General features: G+C 66.0%; 8 protein-coding genes. 7 read left to right on the forward strand and 1 reads right to left on the reverse strand.

The genetic code is table 11. The features are described from left to right. Window positions 1-119: 119 nt before the first annotated feature. The gene (locus HAV22_RS17480; protein ID WP_166860729.1) at window positions 120-677 is read right to left on the reverse strand and encodes a ClpP family protease; all 558 of its coding nucleotides are present in this window, start codon (window positions 675-677) and stop codon (window positions 120-122) included. Window positions 678-903: 226 nt separating this feature from the next. On the opposite strand from HAV22_RS17480, the gene xdhA reads away from it, so the two are divergent. From xdhA to HAV22_RS17515, 7 genes are all read left to right on the forward strand, one after another. Next, complete coding sequence (xdhA, locus tag HAV22_RS17485; protein WP_166860731.1) at window positions 904-2,373, forward strand: xanthine dehydrogenase small subunit; 1,470 nt, start codon at window positions 904-906, stop codon at window positions 2,371-2,373. Window positions 2,374-2,383: 10 nt separating this feature from the next. Then, entirely contained in the window at window positions 2,384-4,729 is a 2,346-nt protein-coding gene (xdhB, locus tag HAV22_RS17490; protein ID WP_166860733.1) for a xanthine dehydrogenase molybdopterin binding subunit, read from the forward strand. A 1-nt stretch (window position 4,730) separates the two neighbouring features. After that, window positions 4,731-5,738 carry a xanthine dehydrogenase accessory protein XdhC gene (xdhC, locus tag HAV22_RS17495; RefSeq protein WP_166860735.1) on the forward strand — a complete coding sequence of 336 codons (1,008 nt, stop codon included), beginning with the start codon at window positions 4,731-4,733 and terminating at the stop codon, window positions 5,736-5,738. A 1-nt stretch (window position 5,739) separates the two neighbouring features. Next, a complete protein-coding gene (gene guaD, locus HAV22_RS17500; protein ID WP_166860737.1) occupies window positions 5,740-7,047 on the forward strand; it encodes a guanine deaminase in 1,308 nt (435 codons plus the stop codon). Window positions 7,048-7,098: 51 nt separating this feature from the next. Continuing rightward, on the forward strand, window positions 7,099-8,589 hold the full coding sequence (locus HAV22_RS17505; protein WP_166860739.1) for an adenosine deaminase family protein: 1,491 nt from the start codon (window positions 7,099-7,101) through the stop codon (window positions 8,587-8,589). Window positions 8,590-9,174: 585 nt separating this feature from the next. Continuing rightward, on the forward strand, window positions 9,175-12,588 hold the full coding sequence (locus tag HAV22_RS17510) for a TonB-dependent receptor (protein WP_166860741.1): 3,414 nt from the start codon (window positions 9,175-9,177) through the stop codon (window positions 12,586-12,588). Window positions 12,589-12,742: 154 nt separating this feature from the next. Continuing rightward, entirely contained in the window at window positions 12,743-14,428 is a 1,686-nt protein-coding gene (locus HAV22_RS17515; RefSeq protein WP_166860743.1) for a bifunctional metallophosphatase/5'-nucleotidase, read from the forward strand. Window positions 14,429-14,439: the final 11 nt, after the last annotated feature.

Here is a 14,439-nt window from a genome sequence, read left to right on the forward strand (position 1 = left end):
GAGCGCCATGAAAATTTGCCGCAAGGAAAATGCGCGAATAATCACTCTAGTTCGGCACGTTAGGGCTAACTTTGTTGTTGCAAACCGACACTACGTACTGTCAGTTTTTCATGACGATCTTAATTCCACCAGTGCGACGTCGTGCCCGCTTCCGGCAGCCGTGCCTGGCGCGCCGCGTGGACGATGCCGGCCTCCACCGCCTGCTCGGCCGTGTAGATGCGGGAGCAAGCCGTGAGGTAGGAGCGGATGTCGTGGGCGCCGGGCGCGCCGCGGGTGGCGTCTTCGTAGATGGCGGCATAGCGCTCGGCGTCGAAGTCGAGGCAGTCGCGCCATTCCGAGATGCGGGCGTGGTCCGCCGCGACGAGGTTGCCGAAGCCCCAGTGCAGCGGATGGATGAGGAAGCGCGTGCCGGGACAGGCGTAGCGCTTGCCGCCGGCCAGGAAGATGGCGACGCCGACGGATTCCACGCTGCCCACGTTCCACGTCGTCAGCGGCAGCGGCAGCGATTTGAGGAAGTAGTACAGGGCAAAGCCGGCCGTCATGTTGCCGCCTTCCGTCGACATGTGCAGTTCGAGCTCCGTCGCGCCGCTTTGCAGGGCCTGCAGGCACAGGTTGCGCACGGTGCACGCGGAATTCGCGTTGATCGGTCCGATGAAGTGAACGATGTGCAATGCCATGAAGCCTCCCGGTGACAGCCCAAGGATAGCAAGTTTCGCAACTCGGCCGCGTCCAGGATGGATTGCGTGCCGCCTCCAAGAGGGGCATGCTGGAGCATGCGGGCGCAGCGCGCCCCTTCTATATTGAAAATATCTGATATTCAAAATCGGCATCCAGATATATAAGGCCTGACCCCCGGTGCTACTCTTGCATCCTGTCAGCACACTTTCACCGTCCGAGGCAACGATGTCCACACCGATCCGATTTTTCTACCGCGGCGCCGTCCATGAAGTGAACGACGTGGCGCCGACGCAGACCGTCCTGCAGCATCTGCGCGAGGACCTGCACTGCACCGGCACCAAGGAAGGCTGTGCCGAAGGCGATTGCGGTGCCTGCACCGTCGTCATCGGATCGCTGGAGAACGGCGAGCTGCAAATGCGTTCCGTCAATTCCTGTATCCAGTTCACGCCCACCCTGGACGGCAAGGCGCTGTTCACCGTCGAGGACCTGGCGCAGCAGGACGGCAACCTGCACCCCGTGCAGCAAGCGCTCGTCGAATGCCACGGCTCGCAATGCGGCTTCTGCACGCCGGGCTTCGCGATGTCGCTGTGGGGCATGTACCTGAAGCAGGAGGGCCGCGAGCCGAGCCGCTGCGACATCGACGACGCCCTGTCCGGCAACCTGTGCCGCTGCACCGGCTACCGCCCCATCATCGACGCTGCCAAGCGCATGGTGACCTTGCCGCGCGTCGAATTCGACCGTGCCGCCGTCGCCCAGCAATTGCGTGCGCTGCAGCGCGACGCGGGCGCCACCTACGCATACGACGGCCAGACGTTCCACGCCCCGCGCACCCTCGACGAACTGGTTGCCGCGCGTGCCGCGCATCCGAAGGCGACGATCCTGGCCGGCTCCACGGACGTGGGCCTGTGGGTCACGAAGCAGATGCGCGAACTCACGGACATCATCTACCTGGGCCACGTGGCCGAGCTGAAGACCGTGCGCGAGCAGGACGGCTTCCTCGAGATCGGCGCCGGCATCTCCCTGGAAGACGCGTATGGCGCGATCTGCAAGCATTACGAGGCGCAACTCGGCGAGCTGTGGCAGCGCTTCGCCTCGCTCCCGATCCGCAATGCGGGTACGCTGGGCGGCAACGTCGCGAACGGTTCGCCGATCGGCGACTCGATGCCGTGGCTGATCGCACTCGGCAGCGAACTCGTGCTGCGCGGACCCGCAGGCGAGCGCACGATACCGCTCGAAAGCTTTTATCTCGGCTACCAGGTCAAGGATTGGCGCGACGGCGAGTTCGTGCAAGCCGTGCGCGTGCCGCTGCCGCGCAAGAACGTGGCGTTCCGCACCTATAAACTGGCCAAGCGCTTCGACCAGGACATCTCGGCCGTCTGCGCCGCCTTCGCCTTCACTTTGGAAGACGGCATCGTGGTTGAGGCGCGCATCGCCTACGGCGGCATGGCCGCGACGCCGAAGCGCGCGGCGCAGGCCGAGGCTGTGTTGAACGGCCGCGCTTGGGACGAAGCGGCCGTGCGCGACGCGATGGACGCATTGGCCAAGGACTACGCGCCGCTGTCCGACATGCGCGCCTCGAGCGCCTACCGCATGAAGACGGCGCAGAACCTGCTGCGCCGCTACTGGCTCGAAACGCGCAAGGACAACCCCCTGCCGCCCACCGCGGTCAACCCGTTCGCGACCGCATTGGCTTGAGGAGACACACATGAACGACGCAGGATCCCCCGCACTGACCAAGGCCGAATGGAAGCAGGTCGGCCTCGGCAAAGCCCATGAATCGGCACGGCTGCACGTGCTGGGCCAGGCCGACTACACGGACGACATCGCCGAGGTGCGCGGCACGCTGCACGCCGCGCTGGGCCTGTCCAGCAAGGCGCACGCCCGCATCCTCGACGTCGATTTTTCCGACGTGCTCGCGAGCCGCGGCGTGCGCGCCGTGCTGACGGCGAAGGACATCCCCGGCACCAACGACTGCGGCCCGATCATCCACGACGACCCGATCCTCGCGGACGGTCTCGTGCAGTACATCGGCCAGCCGATCTTCGTCGTCGTCGCCGACAGCCACGACCTGGCCCGCCGCGCCGCGAAGAAGGCGAAGGTCACTTATGAAGAACTGCCCGCGATCCTCACGCCGCAGGCCGCCCGCGCCGCCGGCTCGTACGTGCTGCCGCCGATGCGCCTGACGCGCGGCGATGCCGAGACGGCGTTCGAGCGCGCGCCGCTGCGCGTGAAGGGCGAGTTGTACGTGGGCGGCCAGGAGCAGTTTTATCTGGAAGGCCAGATTTCGTACGCGATCCCGCAGGAAAACGACGGCATGCTCGTGCTGTGCTCCACGCAGCACCCGAGCGAGATGCAGCACGTCGTCGCACACGCGCTGGGCCTGCATTCGCACAACATCGTCGTCGAGTGCCGCCGCATGGGTGGTGGCTTCGGGGGCAAGGAATCGCAGTCGGCGTTGTGGGCCGCCGCGGCATCCATCGCCGCGAAACGCCTGGGCCGCGCGGTGAAACTGCGCGCGGACCGCGACGACGACATGATGGTCACGGGTAAACGCCACTGCTTCCACTACCTGTACGAAGTGGGTTACGACGACTCGGGCCGCATCCTCGCGGCGAAGGTCGACATGGTGAGCCGCGCGGGCTACTCCGCCGACCTGTCCGGCCCCGTGGCGACGCGCGCCGTCTGCCACTTCGACAACACCTATTACCTGTCCGACTGCGACATCCGCGCGGCGGCCGGCAAGACGAACACGCAGTCGAACACGGCGTTCCGCGGCTTCGGCGGCCCGCAGGGCGCCATCGCGATCGAGTACATCATCGACGAGATCGCGCGCAACCTCGGCAAGGACTCGCTCGACATCCGCAAGCTGAACTTCTACGACAAGATCGACCGCAACGTCACGCCGTACGGCCAGCCCGTCGTCGACAACGTGATCCACGAACTGGTGGGCGAGCTGGAGGCGACGAGCGAATACCGTGCGCGCCGCGACGCGATCAATGCGTACAACGCGACGAGTCCCGTGCTGAAGAAGGGCCTCGCGCTGACACCCGTGAAATTCGGTATCGCCTTCAACGTGACGCACTTGAACCAGGCCGGCGCCCTCGTGCACGTGTACGTGGACGGTTCCATCCTCGTCAACCACGGCGGCACGGAGATGGGGCAGGGTGTCAACACGAAAGTGATGCAGGTCGTCGCGCACGAGCTGGGCGTCGATCTCACTCGCGTGCGCATCGCTGCGACGAACACGAGCAAGGTCGCGAACACGTCGGCGACGGCCGCATCGACGGGCGCGGACTTGAACGGCAAGGCCGCGCAGGATGCGGCGCGCCAGATCCGCGAACGTCTCGCCGCCTTCGCCGCGAAACAGTACGGCGGCGACGTCGCCGACGTGCGCTTCGTCGCGGACACCGTGTTCGCGAACGGCCACGAGGTCCCGTTCAGCGAACTGGTGGCGAAAGCGTACCTGTCGCGCGTGCAGCTGTGGTCGGACGGCTTCTATGCGACGCCGAACCTGCACTGGGATCCGAAGACGATGACGGGCAACCCGTTCTTCTACTTCGCGTACGGCGCGGCGGTCGCGGAAGTCGTCATCGACACGCTGACCGGGGAATGGAAGCTGCTGCGCGCGGATGCGCTGTACGATGCCGGCAACTCGCTGAACCCCGCCATCGACATCGGCCAGGTCGAGGGCGCCTTCATCCAGGGCATGGGTTGGCTGACGACGGAAGAACTGTGGTGGAACGCGCAGGGCAAGTTGATGACGCATGCGCCCTCGACGTACAAGATCCCGGGCGTGTCCGACTGCCCGGATGCGTTCACGGTGAAGCTCTTCAACAACCGCAACGTGGCCGATTCGATCCACCGCTCGAAGGCCGTCGGCGAGCCGCCGCTGCTGCTGCCGTTCTCCGTGTTCCTCGCGATCCGCGACGCCATCTCGGCCGTCGGCGACCACAAGGTCAATCCGCCGCTGCGCGCGCCCGCGACGAGCGAGGCGATCCTCGACGCCGTGTCCTTCGTCGAACAGGCCGTGCAGGAACACAAGGCAGCCTGACATGGACACCTGGCAGATCCCCACCGACCGGCCGGCCGTGCTGATCACGGTCGCGAAGGTCGACGGCTCCGTGCCGCGCGAACCGGGCGCCCGCATGCTCGTCGATGCCCTGGGTCAGTGGGGCACCGTCGGCGGCGGCCACCTGGAGCTGCGCGGCGTCGAGACGGCACGCGCGATGCTGGCCAGCGGCGAAGCGCGCCGCCTGGAGCGCTTCCCGCTCGGCCCCAGCCTCGGCCAGTGCTGCGGCGGCGTCGTGCACCTCGCGTTCGAGCTGGCCGACCGCGACCATTGCGCCGAGCTCGCGGCACGCCGCCATGAAGACGTCTGGCGCGCCGTCGCGCTGGACGGCGCACCCGACCTCGCGCTCGTCGACGCGCTGGGCCACACGATCCTGCGCCGGGGCGGCCGCTGGCCCGACTTCGCGCGCAGCGGCGGCACGCGCGTGCTGCTCGATGCCGCGGGCCGGCGCTGGCTCGTCGACCACGTCCCGGCGCCGCGCGCGCACGTGATGCTGTTCGGCGCCGGCCACGTGGGCGCGGCCATCGTGCGCCTGCTGGCCGACCTGCCGTGCAAGGTGACGTGGGTCGACGAGCGGGAAGACATGTTCCCGTCCGTCGTGCCGGCCAACGTCGTCGTCGAAGCGACGGACATGCCGGACGTCCTGGCACGCCAGGCCGCACCCGGCACGAGCTTCCTCGTCATGACGCACAACCATGCGCTCGACCAGTGCCTGACCGAAGCGATCCTCCGGCGGCCCGCCGGCCAGGACTGGTTCGGCCTGATCGGATCCGACACGAAACGCAAGCAATTCGAGCACCGCCTGCGCGACCGCGGCATTTCCCGCGCCCGCCTCGACGACATGGTGTGCCCGATCGGCATCCCCGGCATCGAGGGCAAGGAACCCGCCGTGATCGCCGTCGCCGTCGTCGCGCAACTGCTGATGGTCTGGGAGGCGGCGGCCCACGCCGCACCGCAGGCCGCAACCGAAGTCCCACTGGAACAAGACTGAGATGTCCAACGATACCCGCACCGTGCAGGCCTACCGAGCGAGCCTGCTGCACTTCCACGCCGATCCGGCGGTGGCCGAGAATGCTCACGCCTGGCACGAGGATGGTTTGCTCGTCGTCGAGAACGGCCGCGTGCTCGCCGCCGGCGACCACGACAAGCTCGTGTCCACGCTGCCGCCCGGCACGCCCGTCGTCGACTACCGCGGCCAGATCATTACGCCCGGCTTCATCGATACGCACCTGCACTTCCCGCAGACGGACATGATCGGTTCGCCCGCGCCGGACCTGCTGCCCTGGCTGGAGAACTACACGTTCCCGACCGAGCGCCAGTTCAAGGACCCCGTGCACGCGCGCACCGTCGCGGAGTTTTTCCTCGACGAGCTCCTGCGTAACGGCACGACGACGGCGCTCGTGTACTGCACGGTGCACAAGGAATCCGTCGATGCGTTCTTCGAGGCCAGCGCCGCGCGCAACCTGCGCATGGCCGGCGGCAAGGTGCTGATGGACCGGAACTGCCCGGACTTCCTGCGCGACACGGCCGACCTGCGCGACAGCGAAGACCTGATCCGCCGCTGGCACAACAACGGCCGCGCGCTGTATGCGATCACGCCGCGCTTCGCGCCCACGTCCACGCCGGCGCAGCTGGGCGCCGCAGGCGAGCTGGCGCGCGCGTTCCCGACCACGTACATCCAGACGCACGTGTCGGAAAGTCGCGACGAATGCGCATGGGTGAAGAGCCTGTACCCGGACAACCGCAGCTACCTGCAGGTCTATGAGCACTATGGCCTGATGCGCCCGCGCGCCATGTTCGGCCACTGCATCTGGCTCGACGACGCCGACTTCGCGCTGATGGCCGATACCGGCGCCGCGATCTCGCACTGCCCCACGTCGAACCTGTTCCTCGGCAGCGGCCTGTTCGACGTGGCGAAGGCCGACAGCGTGAAGGCGCATGTGTCCCTTGGCACGGACGTCGGCGCGGGCACGTCGTTCTCGATGTTGCAAACAATGAATGAAGCGTATAAAGTTGCGCGACTAAAAGGCAGCTATCTCCCGGCCCTGCGCATGTTTTATCTGGCCACGCTGGGCGCCGCACGCAGCATGCAGCTCGAAGGGACGATCGGCAATTTTGCCGCCGGCACCGAGGCGGACTTCATCGTCCTCGACCCGAAGGCGACGCCCTTGCTGGCGCGCCGCACGGCGAACGGCGACTCGCTCGAGGAAACCCTGTTCGCGCTGGCGCTGCTTGGCGACGACCGCGCGATCCGCGCCACCTACGCGGCGGGGAAGCAGGTGCACGAGCGGGCGCGCTGAGCCCCGGCGTCCCGGCTGCCTGAACGAATCCCTTTCACAGCCGAGACGATGATGACCAAAACCCTGAGCAGCAGCCTGCTGATCACCCTGGCGGCCCTCGCGGCCGCCGCTTCCGCGCGCACCCCTGCGTCCGGCCCCAACGAGGCGGCTGCCGCCCGCCACTACGCCGCCCTGATCGCGGGCGATAAGCCGAAGACGGCGGAACTGGTGCTCTTTTTCTCGCAGATGCCCAAGGGCGGCGACCTGCACCACCATTATTCCGGCGCGATCTATGCGGAGACCTATGTCGACTGGCTCGACAAGCAAGGCGCCTGCGTCAACAAGATCACGTATCGCATCGAGACGGAGAAGAACGTCGTCGACAGCGAGCGCGCCAAGCAGGCGAAGGACCGCACGTGCCTGTCGTCGGCCGACGTGTACGCGGACGATGCGGTGTGGCGCGAGCTGCTGCAGCGCTGGTCCAGCAAGGACTTCAACAACCACGGCGCGATCCAGCCGCCGCCGGACCGCCAGTTCTTCCAGACCTTCGGCTACTTCGGCCCCGTCTCCGACCACAGCTTCCATGAGGGCCTGCTCGAGCTGAAGAACCGCGCGCTGGCCGAGAACGTGAGCTATATCGAGACGATGTTCAAGAGCCCGGACACGGTGTCCGACCCCGAGTTCGACAAGCGCGCATGGGACAGCGCGCGCGACGACGCGAAGTTCGCGCAACTGCTGGAGGCGGCCCGCCAGAAGCTCGATGCGACGCCGACGTTCAAGGCGTCCGTCGACACGTTCGTGAAAACCGTCGACGACGCGTCGCAGGGCATCGACGACGAGAACTTCACGATGCGTTACCAGACCTATGTCGTGCGCCTGTTCTCGCCGTCGCGCGTGTTCTCGTCGATGCTCGCGGCGTTCGAGGCGGCGGCGCGGGGCGGCAAGATCGTCGGCGTGAACATCGTGGGCCAGGAAAGCCAGATGGTCTCGATGCGCGACTACACGCTGCACATGCAGATGTTCCGCTTCCTGAAGAAGGCGTACCCGAAGGTCAACGTCGCGATGCACGCGGGCGAGCTGGCGCTGGGCGACGTGCCGCCGGAAGACCTCAAGTACCACATCGACCAGGCGCTGAACGTGGCGGGCGCGCAGCGCATCGGCCACGGCATCGACCTCGCGCACGAGACGAATGCCGTCGGCATCATGAAGACGATGAAGGCGAAGGACATCCCCGTCGAGATCAACCTGACGTCCAATGCGTTCATCGAGGGCGTGCAGGGCGAGAACCATCCGATCACGCTGTACCGCAAATACGGCGTGCCTTACGTGATCTCGACGGACGACGCCGGCGTCACGCGCCACAACCTGGCGAACGAGTACGTGCTGTTCGCCAGCCGCTACAAGCCGACCTATGCGGAAATCAAGAAGGCGTCGTACAACGGCATCCGCTACAGCTTCCTGCCGGAAGCCGACAAGGCGCGCCTGACGCACCAGCTGGACGTCCGCTATGCGCGCTTCGAGGCGAACATCGCGGCGCTCGACCGCACCACCGTGAAGCACTGACTGCAGCCGCGTCAAGCCTCCAGCCGGCGGCGGCCCCGCCGCCGGCGTCCCCTTCCCGCCGACTTGCGCCCGCCCGGGCGCGCCGAAACCATCCGTGCATATGCGGATGCTGTGGCCAACTCGCTACAGAATCCTGGAATTCACGCTCTGTTTGCTTAAAAAACAAGCGAAAGAATTTCATTATGGAATGCCGCATTTATAATCCGGCCGTGTCCGTTCCTGAGGGAACAGGCAACCCATACACGACTCGATGCATGATTTTTAAGCGACTTATACGCGCAAGATATAAATTCCAAAAAGAAAACGTATTTGTCTGGAAAAGAGCCTTCATGCATATTGGCCTTTTATTAAGCCAACGTCGGATAAAAAGAGCGGATTTTGGGTGTAATAGCCTGGAAACAATAAGCCGCTAGACTCGCCTGCGCTGCTTTTTGCCGGTGCATTCTTATCAACGACCGCACCACGAAACAGCAGACCGACCGAATGAGAACAGGCCGCCACAAGCGCGCCCGTTGAGTGTTTGCAGTACTAAGAGAGGGGAACATCCGTTCCCGACCATAACATCAAGTCTATTTGGGGAATCCAATGATCTATCAAAAACGGATCCAGCTGACCAAGCTGGCGCTGGCTCTGTCGATCGCGCTCGCCGGCGTGCCGGCACTGGCGCAGAACACGACGTCGGCAGTCGGCGGTCGCGTCACGAGCGCTGACGGCCGGCCGGCCGCCGGGGCGCAAGTGCAAATCGTCCACACCGAATCCGGTTCCGTCAGCAACGTCGTCACCGACGCGGAAGGCCGCTACGTCGCGCGCGGCCTGCGTACGGGCGGTCCGTACACGATCATTATCACCAAGGACGGCGTCACCGAGAAACGCGAAGGCATCTACCTGCAACTGGCGGAAACCGCCACCGTCGACGCCACCGTCGGCGCGCCGATGCAGACTGTGACCATCGCCGGCAACCGCGCCCGTTCCGAGATTTTCAACCGCACCAATATGGGCGCGGGCACCGCGATCAGCAATGCGCAGCTGCAGATCCAGGCGTCGGTCAACCGCAACCTGCAGGACTACGCCCGTGCCGACCCGCGCGTGTCGCAAACCGACAAGGAACGCGGCGAACTCTCCGTCGCGGGCCAGAACTCGCGCTACAACTCCATTACCATCGACGGCGTGAACGTGAACGACACGTTCGGCCTGGAAGCCAACGGCAGCCCGACGACGCGCCAGCCGATCTCGATCGAGGCGATCCAGTCGACGCAGGTGAACGTCGCCAACTACGACGTCACGCAGAAGGGCTACACGGGCGGTAACATCAACGCCGTCACCAAGTCCGGCACGAACCAGTGGAAGGGCGGCGTGTACTACGTGTACCGCGACGACCGCCTGGCCGGCCAGCGCTACAACACGGCCAACGGCACGTATTCGGATCCGGTGCCGTTCAAGGAAACGACCAAGGGCGTGTGGGCAAGCGGCCCGCTCGTCGAGGACAAGCTGTTCCTGTACGCGTTGTCGGAAGAGACGAATTCCTCGCGCAGCGCGCCGGACTACGGCCCGGTCGGTTCGAGCAACGGCACGACCGTCGCCATCACCCCGGCCGAGATCGCCGCGGTGCAGAACATCATGAAGAGCCGCTACGGCGTCAACGCGGGCAACCTGGCCCAGGGCGGCGGCAACTTCGTGTCGCGCGAGCAGATGCTGAAGGTCGACTGGAACATCAGCGACAACCACCGCGCCAACATCCGCTACCAGCGCACCACGCAGGCCGAGCCGCAGTACTCGACCTTCAGCGCCACCGCGCTGAGCCTGGATTCGGCGTACTACTCGCAGGGCAAGCAGATCGAGACGACGGTGGCCCAGCTGTTCTCGGACTGGACCCCCACGTTCGCGACCGAACTGAAGGCCTCGACGCGCAACTACGATTCCGTCCCGACCAACAACACGACCTTGCCGACCATCGGCGTGCAATTCACGGGCGCGCTGCCGGCCGGTACGCCGAGCAACGTGACGACGGGTTCGCGCACCATCAACCTGGGCACGGACAACTCGCGCCACATGAACAAGCTGAGCACCCGCACGCAGGACTTCTACGCGGGCGCCAACTGGACGCTGGGCGACCACGAGATCAAGTTCGGTACCGACTACCAGAAGAACAAGATCTACAACGCGTTCCTGCAGAACGTGTACGGCAACTACACCTTCGGTTGCGACAACAACCTGACCTACTCGTTCGGCAGCATCAACTGCACGACCGCGTCGCAGGCCCAGGTCGAAGCCGCCGTGCTGGAAAACCTGCGCACGGGCCGCTTCACGTCGTACACGCTGCAGGTGCCGGCGCCGGGCTATACGCTGAACGACGCCGTCGCGGCGTTCAACATGACGAACACGGGCCTGTTCCTGCAGGATACGTGGAACGTCAACCGCCGCCTGACCTTGAACTACGGCTTCCGCGTGGATGACGTGGGCGTCGGCGGCCAGCCGGTCGCCAACCCGAAAGTGGCGCAGGCCGTCGTGCTGAACCCGAACGCGCGCCAGACGGGCGGCTTCGGCTACAACAACCAGCAGACGATCGACGGCACCAAGCTGTTCCAGCCGCGCTTCGGCTTCAACTACAACTTCGACACCCCGCGCCGCATGCAGGTGCGCGGCGGCTTCGGCCTGTTCCAGGGCGCCGCGATGTCCGTCTGGCTCGCAAACCCGTACCAGAACACGGGCATGACGACGCAGCAGATCAACTGCTCGGCCACGGGTAACGCGAAGTGCCCGCCGACCGCGGGCACCCCGACCGGCACCTTCAGCACGGACGTCAACAACCAGCCGAAGCTGGGCGGCTCGTCCGCGCCGGTGGCCAACGTCGACCTGCTGGATCCGAACGTGAAGCAGCCGTCCGTGTGGAAAGCCAACCTGGCCTTCGAGACGGAACTGCCGTGGTACGGCCTCGTCGCCAGCGCCGAGGTGCTGTACGCGCACACGAAGGACGCGATCTTCTTCCAGAACCTGAACCTGGGCCAGCCGACGAAGATCGGCCAGGACGGCCGCCAGTTGTTCTGGAACGCGAACGGCCTGTCGCAGAACTGCTGGAGCGTGGGTAACAACGCCGTCAGCACGACGAAAGGCTGCACCAACACGACCAAGTCGCTGTCCAACGCCGCGTTCGGCAACGTGATCAAGGTCACCAACACGGACAAGGGCGAGAACCGCGTCTCCACCCTGGCGCTGTCGTACCCGATGACGAAGGGCCTGGGCTGGTCGATCGCCGCGAGCCACACGTATGCGACGGAAGTGTCGAACCTGACGTCGTCGACGTCCGGCTCGAACTACGGCGCCCGTTCGGCACTGAACCCGAACGACAACGTGGCCGCGAACTCGGCCTACCTGGTCAAGAACCGCATCAACGCCCTCGTGAATTTCGAGAAGGCCTTCTTCGGCACGTACAAGACCCGCTTCGGCGTGTTCTACGAAGGCCGTACCGGCAAGCCGTACAGCTGGACCTTCAAGAACGACGCGAACGGCGACGGCATCAGCAGCAACGACCTGATGTACATCCCGAAAGCGTTCGGTTCGGGCGAGGTCGTGTTCGCGGGCGATACGGCGACCAACCACGCCAACGAGCAACGTTTCTGGGACATCGTCAACGCCAACAAGGCGCTGCGCCAGGCCGCCGGCCACACCGTGGCCCGCTACAGCGACTTCTCGCCGTGGACCAACAGCTTCGACCTGCGTATCAGCCAGGAAATCCCGGGCATGTTCAAGCGTAACAAGGCATCGATCTCGTTCGACGTCCTGAACTTCGGCAACCTGCTGAACAAGAAATGGGGCCATATCTACGAGGCGCCGTTCTTCTCGGCGGGCGGCCAGACCCGCGGCTTCGTCGACTATGCCGGCCTCGATCCGAACGGACGCTACGTGTACGCCGTGCGCTCGACCGTCGACCCGCTGCAGATCCGCCAGGTCAAGGGCGAGTCGCAGTGGGCGGCACAGGTCACCGTCAAGTACGAGTTCTGATCGTTTCGATCTGAACGCCGTCGCATGACGTGACGAAACGGCCGGTGGCGACACCGGCCGTTTTTTCGTTGTTGTTTCGCCGTCCGTAAAGACCCGAGGCAGAAGCGCCGATGCCATAATCGGCGACCGCTGTCCGCATTAAAAAAGGCTACCCATGATCGTCTTCCGTCCGTCCCTGCTGGCCCTCGGCGCGGCGCTGCTGCTGGCCGGCTGCGCCGGCACGCCGGCCCGGCCGCCAGGTCCGCTGGAGATCAACCTCGTCGCGCTGAACGACTTCCACGGCAACCTCGAACCCAGCAAGTACACGTACACGCCGCCCGGCGCCACCGCGCCGCGCACGATCCAGGCCGGCGGCATCGACGTGTTGAAAGGTGCCCTCGACGCTTTCCGCAAGGACGACCCCGACCTGCTGTTCGTCGCCGCCGGCGACCTCGTGGGCGCGAGCCCCGCCGTGTCGTCGATGTTCGCCGACGAGCCGAGCATCGAGGCCCTGAACCGCATGGGCCTCGTCGCCAGCTCGCTCGGCAACCACGAATTCGACCAGGGCCCGCAGGAGCTGCTGCGCCAGCAGCATGGCGGCTGCGATTCGCCGCGCCCCGCGAAGGCCTGCCGCTACGCGCCGGACTTCAAGGGCGCCGGCTTCACGTACCTGGCGGCCAACGTCGTCGACGCGCGCACGGGCAAGAATCTCGTGCCAGGGTCGCGCGTCGTCGACGTCAAGGGCATCAAGGTCGGCCTGATCGGCGCAGTGCTGCACGACCTCGCGTCCGTGACGGTGCCTGCGGCGATCCAGGGCCTGGACGTGCGCGACGAAGCGGCCGCGATCAACGCCCAGCTGCCCGCGCTGCGCGCGCAGGGCGCCCAGGTGTTCGTCGTGCTGATCCACGAAGGCGGCTTCGCCGACCAGCCGTACGACGAGGCCGATTGCAATACGCTGCACGGTCCCATCGTCGCCATCGCGAAGAAGCTCGACCCGGCCATCCGCCTCGTCATCAGCGGTCATTCGCACACGGGCTATCTGTGCAAGGTGGACGGCAAGGTGGTCACGCAGGCCGACGCCTACGGCCACCTGCTGTCGCGCATCAAGCTCACCCTGGATCCCGTCACGAAGGCTGTCGAGGACATCCAGGTGCGCAACGTCGTGATGGCCCCGGACGCATTCACGCCGGACGCCGGCCTGTCCGCCTACCTGGCCGACGTGCGCGCGAAGAGCCGCGCGGAGCTGGGCAAGCCGGTGGCGCGCATCGCGGGGGCGTTGTCCCGCCACGAGGCGCCGTCGGGCGAATCGCCGCTGGGCGATGCGATCGCCGACGCGGCCGTCGCCGCCACGCGCGAGCAGGGCGTGCAGATCGGCTTCATGAACGCGGGCGGCATCCGCAAGGACCTGGAATCGGGCGAGGGCGGCGTCGTCACGTTCGGCCAGGCCCAGGCCGTTCTCCCGTTCGGGAACACGCTCGTCGTGATGGACCTCACGGGCGCGCAGCTGCGCACCCTGCTCGAACAGCAGTGGGACCGGCCCGCGTCGTCCGGCGCGTCGATCCTCGCAGTGTCGGGCAGCCTCGCGTACGACTGGGACGGCACGCAGCCGCCGGGCCGCCGGGTCGTACCGGGCAGCGTGAAAGTCGATGGCGTGCCGCTCGCCGACGACAAGGTCTACCGCGTCGTGGCCAACAACTTCCTGGCAGGCGGCGGCGACAACTTCCCCGCGTTCGCGCAGGGCACGCGCCGTGCCGACACGGGCGTGCGCGATCTCGACGCGCTGGTCGCCTGGCTGCAGAAGCATCCGGAGATGGGCGCCGCGGCCGTGGCCGCGCCGCAGCGCATCCGCAAAATCCGATAACGATATAAACA

Origin of the sequence: Telluria antibiotica (genome assembly GCF_011682055.1) — a bacterium.
Lineage (GTDB): Bacteria > Pseudomonadota > Gammaproteobacteria > Burkholderiales > Burkholderiaceae_D > Telluria > Telluria antibiotica.